Below are 17,420 nucleotides of genomic sequence, written 5' to 3'. Positions count from 1 at the left end.
ACGGCTCCCCCGTCCGACGTGTCCACAGCCGTTTCTCCTCCCACTCGTCCTCCCTCTTCCCTCGGACCCCGCACCCTAAGGTGGCCGTCATGACCTCCTCCCCACCCGCGTTGACCCGTATCCGTGTCGGTTCGGCTCCGGACTCCTGGGGTGTCTGGTTTCCGGAGGACCCCCTCCAGACCCCGTGGGAGCGGTTCCTCGACGAGGTCGCCGACGCCGGGTACGAGTGGATCGAGCTCGGCCCGTACGGCTACCTGCCCACCGATCCGGCCCGGCTCGCCGACGAGACGGCCAAGCGCGGGCTGCGGGTGTCCGCCGGCACCGTCTTCACCGGACTCCATCACGGCCCCGGCGTCTGGGAGCAGACCTGGGCGCACGTGTCGCGGATCGCCGCGCTGACCCGGGACGCGGGGGCGGAGCACCTCGTGGTGATCCCGTCGTTCTGGCGTGACGACAAGACCGGCGGAATGCTGGAGGACCCGGTCCTGAGCCCCGCCCAATGGCGTGAACTGACCTCCCAGACCGAGCGCCTGGGCCGGGAGGTGCTGGAGCGGTACGGGCTGCGGATCGTGGTCCACCCGCACGCGGACACGCACGTCGACACCCCGGAGAACGTGGCCCGGTTCCTGGACGCCACCGATCCGGCGCTGGTCTCCCTGTGTCTGGACACGGGGCACTACGCGTACTGCGGCGGGGACAGCGTCGAGGCGATCGAGGCCTTCGGCGAGCGGATCGGCTACCTGCACCTGAAGCAGGTCGACCCGCGGGTCCTCGCCGAAGTGCGGGAGCGGGGGACGCCGTTCGGCCCGGCGGTGGCGCGCGGGGTGATGTGCGAGCCGCCGTCCGGGGTGCCCGCGCTGGAGCCCGTGCTGGCGGCGGCGCAGCGGCTGGGGGTGGAGCTGTTCGCGATCGTGGAGCAGGACATGTACCCGTGTCCGCCCGAGCGTCCGCTGCCGATCGCCCGGCGTACCCGCGCCTACCTGCGCTCCTGCGGCGCCCGTTGACGACACCGCACACCCCACACCTCACACCCCACACCTCACACCCCGCACGGCACACCCCGCACCGAACCTCGGAGGAGAGACATGAGCACGCTCGGCATCGCCGTCATCGGCACCGGGAAGATGGGCGCCGACCACGTCCGCCGGATCGGCGACAGGGTGGGCGGGGCGCGGGTGGCGGCCGTGGCCGATCCGGACGGGGACCGGGTCAAGGAGGTCGCGGCGGGCCTGGACGGGGTGGGCGCCTACACCGATGCGGCGGCGGCGGTGGCGGCGCCCGGGGTTGACGCCGTACTGATCGCCTCGCCGGGACCGGCCCATGAGGAAGCGATTCTGCAGGCGCTGGAGCGGGAGTTGCCGGTGCTCTGCGAGAAGCCGCTGACCCCGGATCCGGAGGGGGCCCTGCGGGTGCTGGAGGCGGAGCGCCGGCTGGGCCGACGGCTGGTGCAGGTGGGGTTCATGCGGCGCTTCGACGCCGAGTACGAGCGGCTGAAGGAGCTGCTGGACGCGGGCGGGATCGGGCGGCCGCTCTTCCTGCACTGCCGGCACCGCAACGCCGCGTCGCCGTCCTTCTTCACCAGCGACATGCTGATCAGCGACTCGGTGGTGCACGAGGTGGACGCGGCCCGCTGGCTGCTGGGGCAGGAGGTGACGGCGGTGACGGTGCTGTCGCCCACCCCGTCCTCGGCGGCGCCGGAGGGGCTGCGCGATCCCCGGCTGGTGCTGCTGGAGACCTCGGGCGGGGCGGTGGTCGACGTGGAGATCTTCGTCAACTGCGGGTTCGGCTACCAGGTGCAGTGCGAGGCCGTCGGCGAGTCCGGGAGCGCCCGGATCGGCGACGGGCACGCGATGGTGGTGCAGTCGGGCGGCCGCTGGGGCGGGGAGATCGCCCAGGACTTCACCACGCGTTTCGCCGACGCCTACGACCGCCAGGTGCGGCGCTGGGTGGCGGCGGCCGCGCGGGGGCGGGTGGACGGCCCGGACGCCTGGGACGGGTACGCGGCCGCCGCGGTGTCGGAGGCTGGGCTGGAGGCGGCGCGCAGCGGCGTGCGGACGCAGGTGCGGCTGGCGGAGCGGCCGGAGCTGTACGCGCGCTGAGGCCCGTCGCGTACGCACGCCCGGGCCCGCCGCGGAGGCGGTGCCGGGCGGCGCCGGGCGGCTCCTGTGTCACGTCTGTCACGGGAGTCGCCGCCGTGTCACACATGTCCGTACTACGCGGGTTTTCCGTCACAGGGAGTCCACAGACGCTCCCCCGCGCTCACCGAGCGTCGTTCTCCGGGCACAACCCGAGTGATCGTCAGTGTCCACGCGCCGGCTCCCCCGACGGCCTCCCGGCCGGCCCCGCGCCGTGGACCAGGAGGTGGCGTACATGAGCGACCGACAGCTGTGGTCCTACAAGGAGATCGCCGCCCACATCAGGGTCCAGCCGGACACCGTGCGCTCCTACCGCAAGCACGGGCTGCTGCCCGCCCCCGACCACGTGGAGGGCGGCAAGCCCTACTGGTACGCCGACACCATCCGGACCTGGGTCTCGCGCCGCCCCGGCAACCGCGGCCGCCGCGAGGAGTGACCCGCCGGCACGGGGGCGGGGCCGGGCCCCGCCCCCGTCACCAGGACTCCTCCCCGGGCCGCCGGCCGCCGCCCGCGGCGTGGCCACGCAGCCTCAGCGCGAGCAGCGGGAAGACCAGTACCGAGACCATGCCGGCCCCGACCAGGGCTGCCGCCTCCCCGGCATCCAGCTCGCCGTCCTCCACCCCGAGGGTGGTGATCGCCACCACCAGCGGCAGCGCGGTCGACCCGAACAGCACCAGCGCCGCGCGGTCGCGCCGTTCCAGGTCGCGCGGGGCCAGCAGCCAGATCGGCAGCCCCCGGACCAGCAGGAACAGCAGCAGGAACACGGGCAGCAGGAGCAGCTCGCGGCCGCCCGCGAGGAGGGCCTTCAGGTCGAACTGGATCCCGGTGACCACGTAGAACAGCGGCACCAGGAAGCCGAAGCCCATGGCCTCCACCTTCGACAGCACGGCCCCGCTGCTCTCGGGCGCCGCCCCGGTCAGCACCAGCCGGGTGATCAGCCCGGCGGCGAAGGCGCCGAGCAGGACGTCGAGGCCCATCGCCTGGGCGAGCCCGAGCATCGCGACGAGCACCAGCGCGACCAGCCGTACCGCGAACTGGGCACTGCTCTGCAGGGTCTTGGCGATGACGGCCGCGAACCAGGGCGGCTTGGGCCGCATGGCCCAGAGGACCGCCGCGGCCGTCAGGACGGCGAAGGCGGCCAGCAGCACCGCCGAGCGGGCCGGCGCCCGCCCGCTGAGCAGCAGGGCCATCGCGATGATCGGCCCGAACTCGCCGACGGAGCCGACGGCCATGGTCACCGTCCCGAACCGGCCGTCCAGGCCCCCGGAGTCCCGCAGCATGGGCAGGACCGTGCCGAGGGCGGTGCTGGTGAGCGCGGTGCCGATGTAGACGCCCTTGTCGAAGCCGCCGCCGTGGGCGAGGAGGATGCCTGCGGCGAGGCCGAGGACGAGGGCGGCCAGCCAGGCCCGGACCGACCGGCGCAGGGTGTCGCCGCGCACCTCGTCGAACCGGATCTCGTAGCCGGCCAGGAAGATCAGCATGGCCAGGCCCAGCTGGCCCAGTACGTCGATCACCTCGCCGGTGTGCGCCCAGCCGAGGACGTCGGGCCCGATGAGGACGCCCAGCAGGATCTCGAAGATCACCAGGGGGACGGGCAGCCAGCGCGCCACTCCGTGGGCGAGCAGGGGCGCGAGCACCGCGACGGCCATGATGAGGACGAGCGTCACAGAATGGGCCATGTGCGCCATTTGCATACGGTTCGATGGTCCCGTCCACCGGAGCTCCGCTCGAACCGGACTCAATGAACGCTCAATACCCCCTAGGGGTATAGAGTGGTGACGAGAGCCATTCCCCGACAGAGGAGAACGACATGACCGCCGTGACGGTAACCGTGTACAAGGTCACCGGGATGACCTGCGGGCACTGCGAGGGCGCCGTGACCGCCGAGCTCACCGCCCTCCCCGGCGTGACCTCGGTCAAGGCCGTCGCCGCCACCGGCGAGGTCACCGTCGAGTCCCAGGCCCCGCTCTCCGAGGACGACGTGCGCGCCGCCGTGGACGAGGCCGGCTACGAGCTCGCCGGCGTGGCGGCCTGAGGCCCCCGCACCCCTCGCACCGCAGTACCCGCCGGGCCGCACCCGCCAGCTCATACTGGACCGTACGGCCCGGCCCTCCCCCTGGAGCGGGAACATGAGCAGCAGCACAGTGCACGACGGGCCCATAACGGACACCGCCACCTCCGAGGTCGAGCTGACGATCGGCGGGATGACCTGCGCCTCCTGCGCGGCCCGCATCGAGAAGAAGCTCAACCGGATGGACGGCGTCAGCGCCACGGTCAACTACGCCACCGAGAAGGCCCGCGTCTCCTACGGCGGCGGCGTCGAGGTGGCCGACCTGATCGCCACCGTGGTGAAGACGGGCTACACCGCCGAGGAACCCCCGCCGCCGCGCCCCGAACCGGAAGCGGAGGCCGAGGAGGCCCCGGCCGTACGCGACCCCGAGCTCGCGGCGCTGCGGCAGCGGCTGCTGGTGTCCGCCGCCCTGGCCCTGCCGGTGGTCCTGCTCTCGATGGTCCCCGCCCTCCAGTTCGACAACTGGCAGTGGCTCTGCCTCACCCTCGCCTCGCCCGTGGTGGTGTGGGGCGCCCTGCCCTTCCACCGGGCCGCCTGGACCAACCTGCGGCACGGCGCCGCGACCATGGACACCCTGGTCTCGGTCGGCACGCTGGCCGCCTACGCCTGGTCCGTGTGGGCGCTCTTCTTCGGCCACGCCGGGACGACCGGCATGCGGCACGGCTTCGACCTCACCGCCGGGCGGACCGACGGCTCCTCCGCCCTCTACCTGGAGGTCGCGGCGGGCGTCGTGACCTTCATCCTGCTCGGCCGCTACCTGGAGGCCCGCTCCAAGCGGAAGGCGGGCGCGGCCCTGCGGGCGCTGATGGAGCTGGGCGCCAAGGACGTGGCCGTGCTGCGCGACGGCCGCGAGGTGCGGATCCCGGTCGGCGCCCTCGCCGTCGGCGACCGCTTCGTGGTGCGGCCCGGGGAGAAGATCGCCACCGACGGAACGGTCGTCGAGGGCTCCTCCGCCGTGGACGCCGCCATGCTGACCGGCGAGTCCGTCCCGGTCGACGTCACCGCCGGGGACGCCGTCACCGGCGCCACCGTGAACACCTCCGGCCGGCTCGTCGTGGAGGCCACCCGGATCGGGGCCGACACCCAGCTCGCCCGGATGGCCCGGATGGTCGAGGAGGCCCAGAGCGGCAAGGCCGAGGTGCAGCGGCTCGCCGACCGGATCTCGGCCGTGTTCGTGCCCGTGGTCCTGCTCCTCGCGCTCGGCACCTGGGTCACCTGGCTGCTGATCACCGACGACCCAACCGCCGCGTTCACCGCCGCCGTCGCCGTCCTGATCATCGCCTGCCCCTGCGCCCTGGGCCTGGCCACGCCGACCGCCCTGATGGTCGGCACCGGCCGGGGCGCGCAGCTGGGCATCCTGATCAAGGGGCCCGAGGTGCTGGAGTCCACCCGGCGCGTGGACACCGTCGTGCTCGACAAGACCGGGACGGTCACCACCGGCCGGATGGCCCTGACCGGGGTGCACCCGGCCGAGGGCGTGGACGGGGCGGAACTGCTGCGGCTCGCGGGCTCGCTGGAGCACGCCTCCGAGCACCCGGTCGCGCGGGCGATCGCCGCCGGGGCCTCGGCCGCGGCGGCCGGGGAGCCGTCGGCCCCCTCCGCTTTCGAGGTCCCCTCCGCTTTCGAAAACCTCGCCGGGCTGGGCGTACGCGGCACCGTCGGGGGCCGGGAGGTCCTGGTGGGGCGCGAGCGGCTGCTCGCGGACCGGGGGATCGCCCTGCCCGCCCCGCTCGCCGCGGCCAGGGACGCCGCCGAGGCGGCCGGCGCCACCGCGGTGCTGGTCGCCTGGGACGGCGCGGCCCGCGGGGTCCTGACCGTGGCCGACGCCGTCAAGGAGACCAGCGCCGAGGCCGTGGCCCGGCTGCGGGCGCTCGGCCTCACGCCGGTGCTGCTGACCGGTGACAACAAGGCCGTCGCCGAGACCGTCGCCCACGAGGTGGGCATCGACGAGGTGATCGCCGAAGTGCTCCCGCAGGACAAGGTCGACGTCGTCAAGCGGCTCCAGGCCGAGGGCCGTACGGTCGCCATGGTCGGCGACGGGGTCAACGACGCGGCCGCCCTCGCCCAGGCCGACCTCGGCCTCGCCATGGGCACCGGCACCGACGCGGCCATCGAGGCCGGCGACCTGACCCTCGTACGCGGCGACCTGCGGGTGGCGGCGGACGCGATCCGGCTCGCCCGGCGGACCCTCGCCACCATCAAGGGCAACCTGTTCTGGGCCTTCGGCTACAACGTGGCGGCGCTCCCGCTGGCCGCCGCGGGGCTGCTCAACCCGATGATCGCGGGGGCCGCGATGGCCTTCTCGTCGGTCTTCGTGGTGACCAACAGCCTGCGGCTGCGCTCGTTCCGCTAGAGGATCTCCTCCTCGTTCCCTCCACAGATCCTTCACTGGAGACGCAGATCACAGTGATGACAACGTAACCATCCGGGGTCGGCACAGGTCTAATGGGGCGATGCCGGAAAACGTCTTGGGGGACGTTTCGCGGAAGTCCTTGGGGGGCTTCCGGGCATCCGCCGGCCGGGACGCGTGCCCTCGGGAAGCTTTGAGCGGCCCTCCCGACCCGAACGGGTCCCGGCACACACCGACGCCCCGGCGCGGGTCCCGTGGGGGGAATCCGCTGCCCGGGGAAAAGGGAAGCGCCCCGACCGTCGACCCGTGGGGGGATCGACGGCGGGGCGCTTTCCGTTTGACCGGAGCGGCCGGGAGGACCTAGCGGGCCTCGACCGGGACGAAGTCGCGCAGGACCTCGCCGGTGTAGATCTGGCGCGGGCGGCCGATGCGGGAGCCGGGCTCCTTGATCATCTCGTGCCACTGGGCGATCCAGCCGGGAAGGCGGCCGAGCGCGAAGAGCACGGTGAACATCTCGGTCGGGAAGCCCATGGCCCGGTAGATCAGACCGGTGTAGAAGTCCACGTTCGGGTAGAGGTTGCGGGCGACGAAGTACTCGTCGGCCAGCGCATGCTCCTCCAGCTTGAGCGCGATGTCCAGCAGCTCGTCGCTCTTGCCGAGCGCCGAGAGGACGTCGTGCGCCGCCGCCTTGATGATCTTCGCCCGGGGGTCGAAGCTCTTGTAGACGCGGTGCCCGAAGCCCATCAGGCGGACGCCGTCCTCCTTGTTCTTCACCTTGCGGATGAAGGCGTCGACGTCGCCGCCGTCGTTCTTGATGCCTTCCAGCATCTCGAGGACGGACTGGTTGGCGCCACCGTGCAGCGGGCCCCACAGGGCCGAGATGCCGGCGGAGATCGAGGCGAACATGTTCGCCTGCGAGGAGCCGACCAGGCGCACGGTGGACGTCGAGCAGTTCTGCTCGTGGTCCGCGTGCAGGATCAGCAGCTTGTCGAGCGCGGAGACCACGACCGGGTCCAGGTCGTACTCCTGGGCCGGCACGGAGAAGGTCATGCGCAGGAAGTTCTCGACGTAGCCGAGGTCGTTGCGCGGGTAGACCACCGGGTGGCCGACCGACTTCTTGTACGCGTACGCGGCGATCGTCGGGAGCTTGGCCAGCAGACGGATCGTCGAGAGGTGGCGCTGCTTCTCGTCGAACGGGTTGTGGCTGTCCTGGTAGAACGTCGACAGCGCGCTGACCACGGACGACAGCATGGCCATCGGGTGGGCGTCGCGCGGGAAGCCGTCGTAGAACCGCTTCACGTCCTCGTGCAGCAGCGTGTGCTGGGTGATCTCGTTGCGGAACGACGCGAGTTGGTCGACGGTCGGCAGCTCACCGTTGATCAGCAGGTAGGCGACCTCGATGAAGGTCGAGCGCTCCGCCAGCTGCTCGATCGGGTAGCCGCGGTAGCGCAGGATGCCCTGCTCACCGTCGAGGTAGGTGATCGCCGACTTGTAGGCGGCGGTGTTGCCGTAGCCACTGTCCAGCGTGACGAGCCCGGTCTGGGCCCGGAGCTTCGAGATGTCGAAGCCCTGGTCACCGACGGTGCTTTCGACCACCGGGTAGGTGTATTCACCGTCCGCGTACCGGAGTACTACAGAGTTGTCGCTCACGTCATCCCTCACCGACGTAGTGCCTCTTCTTCGAGGTGCCCTGACTGCCTCTACCTTCCCCCATTTGGCGCAGGAGAGTGCACTCGGGGTCGGCCTTTGGTCTTTTTGACGGCACTGAGTGCCGTCAACCTGCTCATCCTGCCCCCTCCGCGCCGGTTGTCGGAACCCCAAATGATCGATCATCTAGGTGATGTTTCCCACCGAGACCCGGCCGGCGAGTCGTGCGGCGACCGCCGTGTACCTCCTGCCTGCGGAAACGGTACGCACCGCCTGTCCGAGCGCCTTGCGGGACCCGACCAGGACGACCAGTTTCTTCGCCCTGGTCACGGCCGTGTAGAGCAGATTCCGTTGGAGCATCATCCAGGCCCCGGTGGTGACGGGGATCACGACCGCCGGATATTCACTCCCCTGGGAACGGTGGATGGTGACGGCGTACGCGTGCGCCAGCTCGTCCAGCTCCGCGAACTCGTACTCCACCTCCTCGTCCTCCTCCGTACGGACCGTCAAGCGTTGCTCGTCCACGTCGAGAGCGGTGACCACCCCGACGGTGCCGTTGAAGACGCCGTTGGCGCCCTTCTCGTAGTTGTTGCGGATCTGGGTGACCTTGTCGCCCACCCGGAAGACCCGGCCGCCGAACCGCTTCTCGGGCAGGTTCGGCCGGGCCGGGGTGATCGCCTGCTGGAGCAGGCCGTTGAGGTTGCCGGCGCCGGCCGGGCCCCGGTGCATGGGGGCCAGGACCTGGACGTCCCGGCGCGGGTCGAGCCCGAACCTGGCCGGGATCCGGCGGGCGGCCACGTCCACTGCGAGGGCTCCGGCCGCCTCCGTGTCCTCCTCCGGGAAGAGGAAGAAGTCCGGCAGGCCGTCCGTGATGGGCGGGACCCCGGTGTTGATGCGGTGCGCGTTGGTGACCACGCCCGACTGCTGGGCCTGGCGGAAGATCCGGGTCAGCCGGACGGCGGGCACCGGCCCGCCCTCGGCGAGCAGGTCCCGCAGCACCTCGCCGGCGCCGACCGAGGGGAGCTGGTCCACATCGCCGACCAGCAGCAGGTGCGCTCCCGGCGCCACCGCCTTGACCAGCTTGTTGGCGAGCAGCAGGTCCAGCATCGAGGCCTCGTCGACCACGACCAGGTCGGCGTCCAGCGGCCGGTCCCGGTCGTACGCCGCGTCCCCGCCGGGCTTGAGCTCCAGCAGCCGGTGCACGGTGGAGGCCTCGGCCCCGGTCAGCTCGGACAGCCGCTTCGCCGCGCGGCCGGTGGGGGCGGCGAGCACCACCTTGGCCTTCTTGGCCCGGGCCAGCTCCACGATGGAGCGCACGGTGAAGGACTTGCCGCAGCCGGGCCCGCCGGTGAGGACCGCCACCCGGCGGGTGAGGGCGAGCCTGACCGCGTCCCGCTGCTCGGGGGCGAGGCTGGCCCCGGTGCGGCCGGCCAGCCAGCCGAGGGCCTTGTCCCAGTCCACGTCCCCGAAGCCGGGCATCCGGTCCTCCTCGGCGTTCAGCAGCCGCCGGACCTGGCCGACCAGCGACAGCTCCGCCCGGTGGAAGGGGACCAGGTAGACGGCGGTGAGGGGGTCCGGGCCGCCCTGGGGGTCGGGCACGGGTTCGCGTACGACCCCCTCCGGATCGGCGGCGAGCTCGGCCAGGCACTCGATGACCAGCCCGGTGTCCACCTGGAGCAGCTTCACCCCGTCGGCGATGAGGCGCTCCTCGGGGAGGAAGCAGTGGCCCTGGTCGGTGGACTGGGAGAGGGCGTACTGGAGGCCGGCCTTGACCCGCTCCGGGCTGTCGTGCGGGATGCCGACGGCCTGGGCGATCCGGTCGGCGGTGAGGAAGCCGATGCCCCAGACGTCGGCGGCGAGCCGGTACGGCTGGTTCTTCACCACCGAGATGGAGGCGTCCCCGTACTTCTTGTAGATGCGGACGGCGATGGAGGTGGAGACGCCGACGCCCTGGAGGAAGACCATGACCTCCTTGATGGCCTTCTGCTCCTCCCAGGCGGCGCCGATCAGCTTCGTGCGCTTGGGGCCGAGGCCGGGGACCTCGATCAGCCGTTTCGGCTCGCCCTCGATGACGTCGAGGGTGTCGAGGCCGAAGTGCTCGACGATGCGGTCGGCGATCCTCGGGCCGATGCCCTTGATGAGTCCGGAGCCGAGGTAGCGGCGGATGCCCTGGATGGTGGCGGGCAGGACCGTCGAGTAGTTCTCGACGCTGAACTGCCTGCCGTACTGGGGGTGCGAGCCCCAGCGGCCCTCCATGCGCAGGGATTCGCCGGGCTGCGCGCCGAGCAGCGAGCCGACGACGGTCAGCAGGTCCCCGGCGCCGCGGCCGGTGTCGACCCGGGCGACCGTGTAGCCGCTCTCCTCGTTGGCGTAGGTGATGCGCTCCAGCACCCCCTCGACCACCGCCAGTTGCACCGCCCCGCCGTTCACCGCCCCGTTGTTCGCCATGGCACGAAGCTACAGTCCGCCGCCGACAGGGCGCCGGGGCCTGTGGACGACGGCCGCGGGACCGGCGGGCCTCCGGGGGAAACGAAAGGGGGTCCGGCCTCGCGGCCGGACCCCCTCACGGTTACCCCTCCCTCGTCGGACTTCCCGATCCCCCCGGATCCCCACCCGGAAGTCCTGACGCAACATACGACCCGCGTGCCGCCCGGAGGGTTGCATGCGGAATCACAGCTTTACCTTTCCGTTACATTCAGCCACCCCGGGAGTACTCCGAGGTGCCGTGAAAACGGTGCACAAGTAGCGTTTCCGGCATGAGCGACTCTTCCTTCGAGGACGACGTACTGGGCGAGCTCGGCGACGACAAGCTGAACGAGATCGCCTCCCTGCTCGGCACCGATGCCGCCGGCGCCCGCGACACCGTCTCCCAGACCGTCGGGGCGATGACCGGCGGCCTCCAGGAGAAGGCCGACGCCGATGACGACGAGGTCCGCCAGGCCTTCGCGGAGGTGTCCGAGGCCCCCCTCCAGGGCGTGGCCACCCTCGGCGGCGGCCTCGGCGGCCTGCTCGGCGGCGGGATGATGGCCGGGGTGCTGTCCAAGGTGAGCAAGCCCGTGGCCGAGGCCGTCTCGAAGAAGACCGGCATCCCCGCCGCGACCGTCATGCGCGTCATCGAGCTCCTGATCCCGGTGCTGATGGCCGTCTTCGCCAAGCGCGCCGCCGGCAAGGGTGCGGGCGCCCCCGCCGCCGGCGCCCCGGCCCCCGGCTCCGCCCCCGCCGGCGCGGGCGGCCTCGGCGACCTGCTGGGCCAGATCCTGGGCGGCGGGAAGAAGTAGCCCGGCCCGGGCGGGGCGCCCCGCGCTATCCTCGGCAGCCATGGAGACTTCCGGCGCGGCGGTGCGGCTGCGGGATCCCGGGCCCGGCGAGCTGGGCTGGATCGTGCAGCGCCACGGCGCGCTCTACGCCGCCGAATACGGCTGGAACCAGGAGTTCGAGGGCCTGGTGGCCCGGATCGTCGCGGACTTCGCCGAGGACCACGACCCCCACCGGGAGCGGGTCTGGATCGCGGAGCACCAGGGCGAGCCGGTCGGCTCGGTGATGTGCGTGCGCGAGGACGGCTCGCCCGGCACGGCCCGGCTGCGGCTGCTGCTCGTGGAGCCCGCCGGGCGCGGCCTCGGGGTGGGCACCCTGCTGGTGGACGCCGTCGTCGCCTTCGCCCGCGCGGCGGGCTACCGCGAGCTGGTGCTGTGGACCAACGACGTGCTGACCGCGGCCCGTTCGCTCTACGAGCGGGCCGGCTTCACCCTGGTCGCCGAGCGCCCGCACCGCTCGTACGGGGCCTCCCTCACGGGGCAGGACTGGCGGCTGCCGCTGCGCGAGGACCCGCCGCGCTGACCGCGCCCGGGGCCGGAGCCGCGTCCGGAGCCGCGTCCGGAGCCGGGACCGGGACCGTACGGGGCTTCGCCCGCGCGGGGGCCAGCGAGGTCAGGCCCACCCCGCCGACCAGCAGCACGGCCGCCACCCAGCCCGGCCCGGAGACCCCCTCGCCGAGCACCAGGGCGGCCGAGGACATCCCGAACACCGGCACCAGCAGCGAGAACGGCGCCACGGCCGAGGCCGGGTAGCGGCGCAGCAGGTAGGCCCAGGCGCCGAAGCCGAACACCGTGGACACCCAGGCGACGTAGCCGATGACGGCCACCCCGGACCAGTCCAGGGCGCGCAACGCGGCCAGGTCCCGCTCGGGCCCCTCCAGCAGCAGCGACAGCGCGAACAGCGGGACCACCGGGACGACGCACACCCACACCTGGAAGTTCATGGCGTCGGACGGGGCGGCCTTGCGGGTGAGCACGTTGGACACGCCCCAGCAGGCGGCGGCCGCGACGACCAGGACGAAGCCGGTGACGGGCCCGGACAGCCCCCGGTCGACGGCGGCCACCCCGATCCCGGCCAGCGCCACGGCCATGCCCAGCAGCCGCACCCGGCCGGGCCGTTCGCGCAGCACGACGGCGGCCAGGAGGGCGGTGAAGACGGCCTGGACCTGGAGCACGAGCGAGGACAGCCCGGCCGGCATGCCGGCGGCCATCCCCGTGAACAGCAGCCCGAACTTGGCGATGCCGAGGGCCGCCCCGACCCCGAGGATCCACTTCCAGGCGACCTTGGGGCGCCCCACGAAGAACACGGCGGGCAGCGCGGCCACGAGGAAGCGCAGCGCGGACAGCAGCAGCGGCGGGAAGTGGCCGAGGCCGATCTCGATGACGACGAAGTTGAACCCCCAGACGGCGGCGACGAGTACGGCGAGTGCGGTGTGTACGGGACGCATGCTCCGAGCATCGGCGCCCGGACCATGTAGCACCAGCGCGGATCCCTACCGGGATGGATGAAGCAGTGCTTACGATTGGGGGATGCTCGACCTGTCCCGGCTGCGCGCCCTGCACGCCGTCTCCGTCCACGGTTCGGTCGCGGGCGCGGCGGCCGCACTCGGCTACACCCCCTCCGCGGTCTCGCAGCAGATCGCCAAACTGGAGCGGGAGACCCGCACGACGCTGCTGGAGCGGCGCGGGCGCGGGGTCGCGCTCACCGAGGAGGCCCGGCACCTGGCCGACACCGCCCACGAGCTGCTGGCGATCGTGGAGCGTGCCGAGACCACCCTGGAGGAGCGGCGCGGCCGGCCGAGCGGGCTGCTGACGGTCGCCGCCTTCGCGTCGGCGGCGCGCGGGCTGCTGCCCGGGGTGCTGGCCGAGCTGGCGGGCCGGCATCCGGCGCTGGACGTACGCCTGGCGGAGGTCGACCCCCACCTGTCGGTGGACCTGGTCGCCCGGGGCGTCACCGACCTCGCGGTGGCCCACGACTGGGACATCGCCCCGCTGCCCGCCCCCGAGGGCGTCGAGCAGGCCGTCATCGGGGACGACCCCTGCGATCTGGTGGTCCCGGCCGGGCACCCCTTCACCACCCGGCGGACGGTCCGCCGGGCGGACCTCGGGGGCCAGCGGTGGGTGTGCCAGCCGCCCGGCCGGGTCTGCCACGACTGGCTGGTGCGGACCATGCGCACGGCCGGGTTCGAGCCCGACATCGCGCACACCGCCGAGGAGAACCACACGATCGTCGCGCTGGTCGCGGCCGGTCTCGGGGTGGCGGTCGTGCCCCGGCTGGGCACGGGCGCGCTGCCGCCGGGCGCGGTGGCCGTCCGGCTGGAGCCGGGCCCGGTCCGCAGGCTGTACGCCCTGTGGCGGACGGGAGCGTCCCGCCGCCCCGCGATCACCGAGACCGTACGCACCCTCCAGGACCACTGGGCGGCGGCACCGGAGCGTCCCTAACGGGCCATTCCCGAGTGTCCGTCAGGCGTGGCGCGGGGTACCGCAGTAGGGTCCCACGGGTGCCGAACCACGCCTCCCGCAGGGCTCTGCTCGCCGCCGCCGCCATGGCCGCCGTCACGGCCGCCGGGGCCGCCTCCACGGCCTCCACGCCCTCCCCCGCCGCCTCCGGGACCCCGGACGACTCCCGGGCCCCCGGCGGGCCGCCGGGCCGGGGGCCGGAGCGGGAGCGGCTGCGGGCGCGGGTCGCCGGGCTGGGACTGCCCGAGCTGGTGGGTCAGCTGTTCGTGTCGCGGGCCTACGGGCATTCGGCGACGGACCCCGACCCGGCGGACGCCGAGCTGAACCTGAAGCACTTCGGGGTGCGCACCGCCGCCGAGCTGGTGGCCCGCTACCACCTGGGCGGGGTCGTCTACTTCGCGTGGGCCCACAACACCCGTGACCCGCACCAGATCGCGGCCCTGTCCAACGGGCTCCAGCGGGCCGCCGCGGACTCGGGGGCGGGGATCCCGCTGCTGCTGTCGGTGGACCAGGAGCACGGGGCCGTCGCCCGGATCGGCCGTCCCGCGACCCTGCTGCCCGGGGCGATGGCGCTCGGCGCGGCCGGCTCCGCCGAGGGGGCGCGCCGGGCGGCCCGGGTCGCGGGGACGGAGCTGGCCGCCCTGGGCATCCGGCAGGACTGGGCTCCGGTGGCCGACGTGAACGTCAATCCGGCCAACCCGGTGATCGGCGTACGCTCCTTCGGCTCCGACCCGGCCGCCGTCGCGGCCCTCGCCGCGGCCCAGGTGCGCGGCTACCAGGGGGCGGGGGTGGCGGCCGCGGCGAAGCACTTCCCGGGCCACGGCGACACCGAGACCGACAGCCACGTCGGGCTGCCGGTGATGCGGCACTCCCGCGCCCAGTGGGAGGAGCTGGACGCGCCGCCGTTCCGGGCGGCGGTGCGCGCGGGCGTGGACGTGGTCATGACGGCGCACATCGTCTTCCCCGCGCTCGATCCCTCGGGGGATCCGGCCACCCTCTCCCGGCCCATCGTGACGGGCCTGCTCCGCGAACACCTGGGCTTCGGAGGGGTGGTGGTCACCGACGCCCTCGACATGGCCGGGGTCCGGCAGAAGTACGGGGACGACCGGGTGCCGGTGCTGGCCCTGAAGGCGGGCTGCGACCTGCTGCTGAACGCGCCGGACCTGGGGCTGGCGCAGCGCGCCGTGCTGGCGGCGCTGGAGTCGGGCGAGCTGTCGCGCGGCCGGGTCGAGGAGTCGGTGCTGCGGGTCCTGGAGCTGAAGGCCCGCCGGGGCCTGTTCGCGGACCCGTACACCTCCGACGCGGCGGTGGACGCGGCGGTGGGGACGGGCGGGCACCTGGCGGCCGCCGACGCCGTCGCCGCGGGTACGACGACCCTGCTGGCCAATCCGCGCGGGCTGCTGCCGCTGGACCCGTCGGCCGGGCCCCGGCTGCTGGTCACCGGGACCGACCCGTCCTCCCCCACGGGCACCACGGGCCCCCCGACGACGGTCCTGGCGCGGGAGCTGACCGCCCTGGGGTGCCGGGCGCAGGCGCTCCCGCCGGAGCGGGCGGTGGCGGCCGCCCCGGGGCACGCGGCGGTGCTGGTGTGCACGTACAACGTCCCGGAGGGGGAGAGCCCGCAGCGCGCGCTGGTGTCGGGGCTGGTCGCGACGGGCGTCCCGGTGGTGCTGGTGGCGGTCCGCAACCCGTACGACCCGGCGCGGCTGCCCGAGTGCGCGGCCGAGGTGGCCACGTACACCTGGACGGACGTGGAGATGCGGGCGGCGGCCCGGGTGCTGACGGGCGCGAGCCGGCCGTCGGGCCGGCTCCCGGTGCCCGTCCCGGGCCGCTACCCGCTGGGCCACGGGCTGTCGTACTGAAGGCGGAGGCCCGGGGTACGACAGCCCGCCGGGCCCTCAGCGGCGCAGCGAGTCGCGGCGCAGGTCGGTCTGGTCGAGCACCGGGTCCGGCGCGGCGAGCGGGGCCACCGTCTGCGGGGCGGCGGCGCCGTCGGTGCGGAACACGTCGGCGGCGGGGGCGACGCCGGCCCACTGGAGGATCCGCGCGGTCGCGAGGGCCTTCTCGCCGTCCTGGAGCTTGGCGACGTTGGCCCCGTGGTTGGCGCCCGGAGCAGTCATGACGTAGCTGTCGCGCGTCCCGTACCCGAGGTGGAAGGGCTCGGCGCCCCACGGGTCGTTCTGCCCGTACACGAACAGCATCTGGTTGGCGTTGTTGCGGACCCAGGTGTCCACGTCCGCCATGGCCGCAGGCTGGAAGGTCATGGGGATGTCGCGCGGCACGAAGTTGCGCGGCGGCTGGTAGCCGTAGCGGCTCAGGCCCTTGAGGTGCGGCTGCTTGATGTCGGGCGAGCCGAGCTGGGTGCCGGCCTGGTAGTAGTACGGCGTGTACGTCTCCAGGCCCTGGTCGGCGTAGGCCGAGAAGCCGGAGATCGTGTCGACCGTGTCCCAGATCTGCTGGTCGGTGGCGGTCTTGGCGTCCGGGATGGCGGCGCAGTCGGCGAGCAGGCTGTACTGCCAGAAGGCCCAGGTGTAGTCGAGGACCACGGCCTCGAAGGCCTTGTCGAGGCTGCCGACGGTGTTGAAGGTCCAGCCGTTCTCGGCGGCGGCGGCCTTGTACTTGGCCTCCAGCGGCTCGCGGCGGATCAGTGCCTCGCGCTGGACGTTGTTCAGCTTGTCGCGGCACTCCTTGGTGCCGACCTTGCCGAAGAACCGGTCGTAGGCCGAGTCCTCCTTGTTGACGACGTCGTTGGGCGCCACGTAGGCGACGACACCGTCCATGTCACGGGGGTAGAAGCGCTCGAAGTACGTCGCCGTCATGCCGCCCTTGCTGGCGCCCGTGGAGAGCCAGTTCTTGGGGTAGAGCTTCTTCAGGGCGGTGAACAGGCGGTGCTGGTCGCTGGCGGCCTGCCAGATGTCGAGCTTCGACCAGTCCGCCGGGTCGGGGCGGGACGGGTTGAAGAATCGATACTCCATCGACAGCTGGTTGCCGTCGATTATGGTCGTCGGCTCCGCGCGGCGCGGGTTGGTGTTGACGTTGTAGCCCGAGGTGAAGAACACCGTGGGGCGGGAGACGTCCTTGTGCAGCAGGGTGACGCGCTGCTTGAAGGTGCCCTTCCACGGCTGCCGGTGGTCGACCGGCTGCTCGTAGTTCAGTACGAAGAATCTGTAGCCGGGGTACGGCTTCTCCTCGACCAGGCTCATGCCCGGGATCGCGAGGATCTGGTCCTTGACGTCCGCTGCGGAACCCTGTCCGGCGGTGGCCTGCGCGGCGGCGGCCGGCTCTGCGGCGGTGGCCGTCTGAGCCGTGAAACCGGCCGTGCCCATGGTGCCGATCAGCACCGCGACGGGCAGTACCCGGCCAAGCGTCTTGCGCATTCACCCTCCCCTTCAGTTCACTGTGGTCGCCCGTGAACCTAGCGGGGTCAACACTCCCGTGAAAAG

The 17,420-nt window shown here is 73.0% G+C and carries 13 protein-coding genes and 1 pseudogene; 9 read left to right on the top strand and 5 right to left on the bottom strand.

The genetic code is table 11. The features are described from left to right. Window positions 1–89 precede the first annotated feature (89 nt). The 3 genes from OG553_RS21985 to OG553_RS21975 all read left to right on the top strand — a co-directional run bounded on the left by OG553_RS21985 (window position 90) and on the right by OG553_RS21975 (window position 2,571). On the top strand, window positions 90–1,004 hold the full coding sequence (locus OG553_RS21985; RefSeq protein WP_405980623.1) for a sugar phosphate isomerase/epimerase family protein: 915 nt from the start codon (window positions 90–92) through the stop codon (window positions 1,002–1,004). A gap of 81 nt (window positions 1,005–1,085) precedes the next feature. Next, window positions 1,086–2,099 (top strand): Gfo/Idh/MocA family protein, encoded by a 1,014-nt coding sequence (locus OG553_RS21980; protein WP_405980622.1) that lies wholly within the window; start codon window positions 1,086–1,088, stop codon window positions 2,097–2,099. 271 nt (window positions 2,100–2,370) lie between these two features. Next, on the top strand, window positions 2,371–2,571 hold the full coding sequence (locus OG553_RS21975; RefSeq protein WP_042800909.1) for an AlpA family transcriptional regulator: 201 nt from the start codon (window positions 2,371–2,373) through the stop codon (window positions 2,569–2,571). 37 nt (window positions 2,572–2,608) lie between these two features. Here OG553_RS21975 and OG553_RS21970 read toward each other — a convergent pair whose 3' ends face one another. Continuing rightward, a complete protein-coding gene (locus tag OG553_RS21970; protein ID WP_405980621.1) occupies window positions 2,609–3,814 on the bottom strand; it encodes a cation:proton antiporter in 1,206 nt (401 codons plus the stop codon). Between the two features lie 131 nt (window positions 3,815–3,945). On the opposite strand from OG553_RS21970, the gene OG553_RS21965 reads away from it, so the two are divergent. Beyond that, window positions 3,946–4,170: a heavy-metal-associated domain-containing protein gene (locus tag OG553_RS21965; RefSeq protein WP_405980620.1), complete on the top strand. Its 225-nt coding sequence runs from the start codon at window positions 3,946–3,948 to the stop codon at window positions 4,168–4,170. 94 nt (window positions 4,171–4,264) lie between these two features. Beyond that, the gene (locus tag OG553_RS21960) at window positions 4,265–6,559 is read left to right on the top strand and encodes a heavy metal translocating P-type ATPase (protein WP_405980619.1); all 2,295 of its coding nucleotides are present in this window, start codon (window positions 4,265–4,267) and stop codon (window positions 6,557–6,559) included. Window positions 6,560–6,916: 357 nt separating this feature from the next. On the opposite strand, the gene OG553_RS21955 is transcribed toward OG553_RS21960, so the two are convergent. Both OG553_RS21955 and OG553_RS21950 read right to left on the bottom strand, forming a co-directional pair. Beyond that, window positions 6,917–8,206, bottom strand: a complete 1,290-nt coding sequence (locus tag OG553_RS21955; protein ID WP_136216460.1) for a citrate synthase — start codon at window positions 8,204–8,206, stop codon at window positions 6,917–6,919. Between the two features lie 183 nt (window positions 8,207–8,389). Then, window positions 8,390–10,651, bottom strand: a complete 2,262-nt coding sequence (locus tag OG553_RS21950) for an ATP-dependent RecD-like DNA helicase (protein ID WP_405980618.1) — start codon at window positions 10,649–10,651, stop codon at window positions 8,390–8,392. 308 nt (window positions 10,652–10,959) lie between these two features. Between OG553_RS21950 and OG553_RS21945 the strand changes: the two genes are divergently transcribed. Both OG553_RS21945 and OG553_RS21940 read left to right on the top strand, forming a co-directional pair. Further along, window positions 10,960–11,481, top strand: a complete 522-nt coding sequence (locus tag OG553_RS21945; RefSeq protein WP_405980617.1) for a DUF937 domain-containing protein — start codon at window positions 10,960–10,962, stop codon at window positions 11,479–11,481. Window positions 11,482–11,542: 61 nt separating this feature from the next. After that, a pseudogene (locus OG553_RS21940) lies at window positions 11,543–12,040 on the top strand (GNAT family N-acetyltransferase); the annotation flags it as partial. Here the strand turns inward: OG553_RS21940 and OG553_RS21935 are convergent. Beyond that, window positions 11,991–12,965 carry an EamA family transporter gene (locus OG553_RS21935; RefSeq protein ID WP_405980616.1) on the bottom strand — a complete coding sequence of 325 codons (975 nt, stop codon included), beginning with the start codon at window positions 12,963–12,965 and terminating at the stop codon, window positions 11,991–11,993. The pseudogene OG553_RS21940 and the gene OG553_RS21935 overlap by 50 nt on opposite strands. A gap of 82 nt (window positions 12,966–13,047) precedes the next feature. Here OG553_RS21935 and OG553_RS21930 point away from each other — a divergent pair, with 82 nt between their 5' ends. Further along, window positions 13,048–13,959, top strand: coding sequence for a LysR family transcriptional regulator (locus OG553_RS21930; protein WP_405980615.1), 912 nt, complete (start codon window positions 13,048–13,050; stop codon window positions 13,957–13,959). Window positions 13,960–14,018: 59 nt separating this feature from the next. Then, window positions 14,019–15,839 carry a glycoside hydrolase family 3 protein gene (locus tag OG553_RS21925; protein ID WP_405980614.1) on the top strand — a complete coding sequence of 607 codons (1,821 nt, stop codon included), beginning with the start codon at window positions 14,019–14,021 and terminating at the stop codon, window positions 15,837–15,839. A gap of 36 nt (window positions 15,840–15,875) precedes the next feature. On the opposite strand, the gene OG553_RS21920 is transcribed toward OG553_RS21925, so the two are convergent. After that, window positions 15,876–17,354 (bottom strand): aminopeptidase, encoded by a 1,479-nt coding sequence (locus OG553_RS21920; protein ID WP_405980613.1) that lies wholly within the window; start codon window positions 17,352–17,354, stop codon window positions 15,876–15,878. Window positions 17,355–17,420 lie beyond the last annotated feature (66 nt).

Source organism: Streptomyces sp. NBC_00158 (assembly GCF_045160885.1).
In the GTDB taxonomy this organism is placed as follows: domain Bacteria; phylum Actinomycetota; class Actinomycetes; order Streptomycetales; family Streptomycetaceae; genus Streptomyces.
This window is presented reverse-complemented; position numbering and strand designations above follow the sequence as displayed.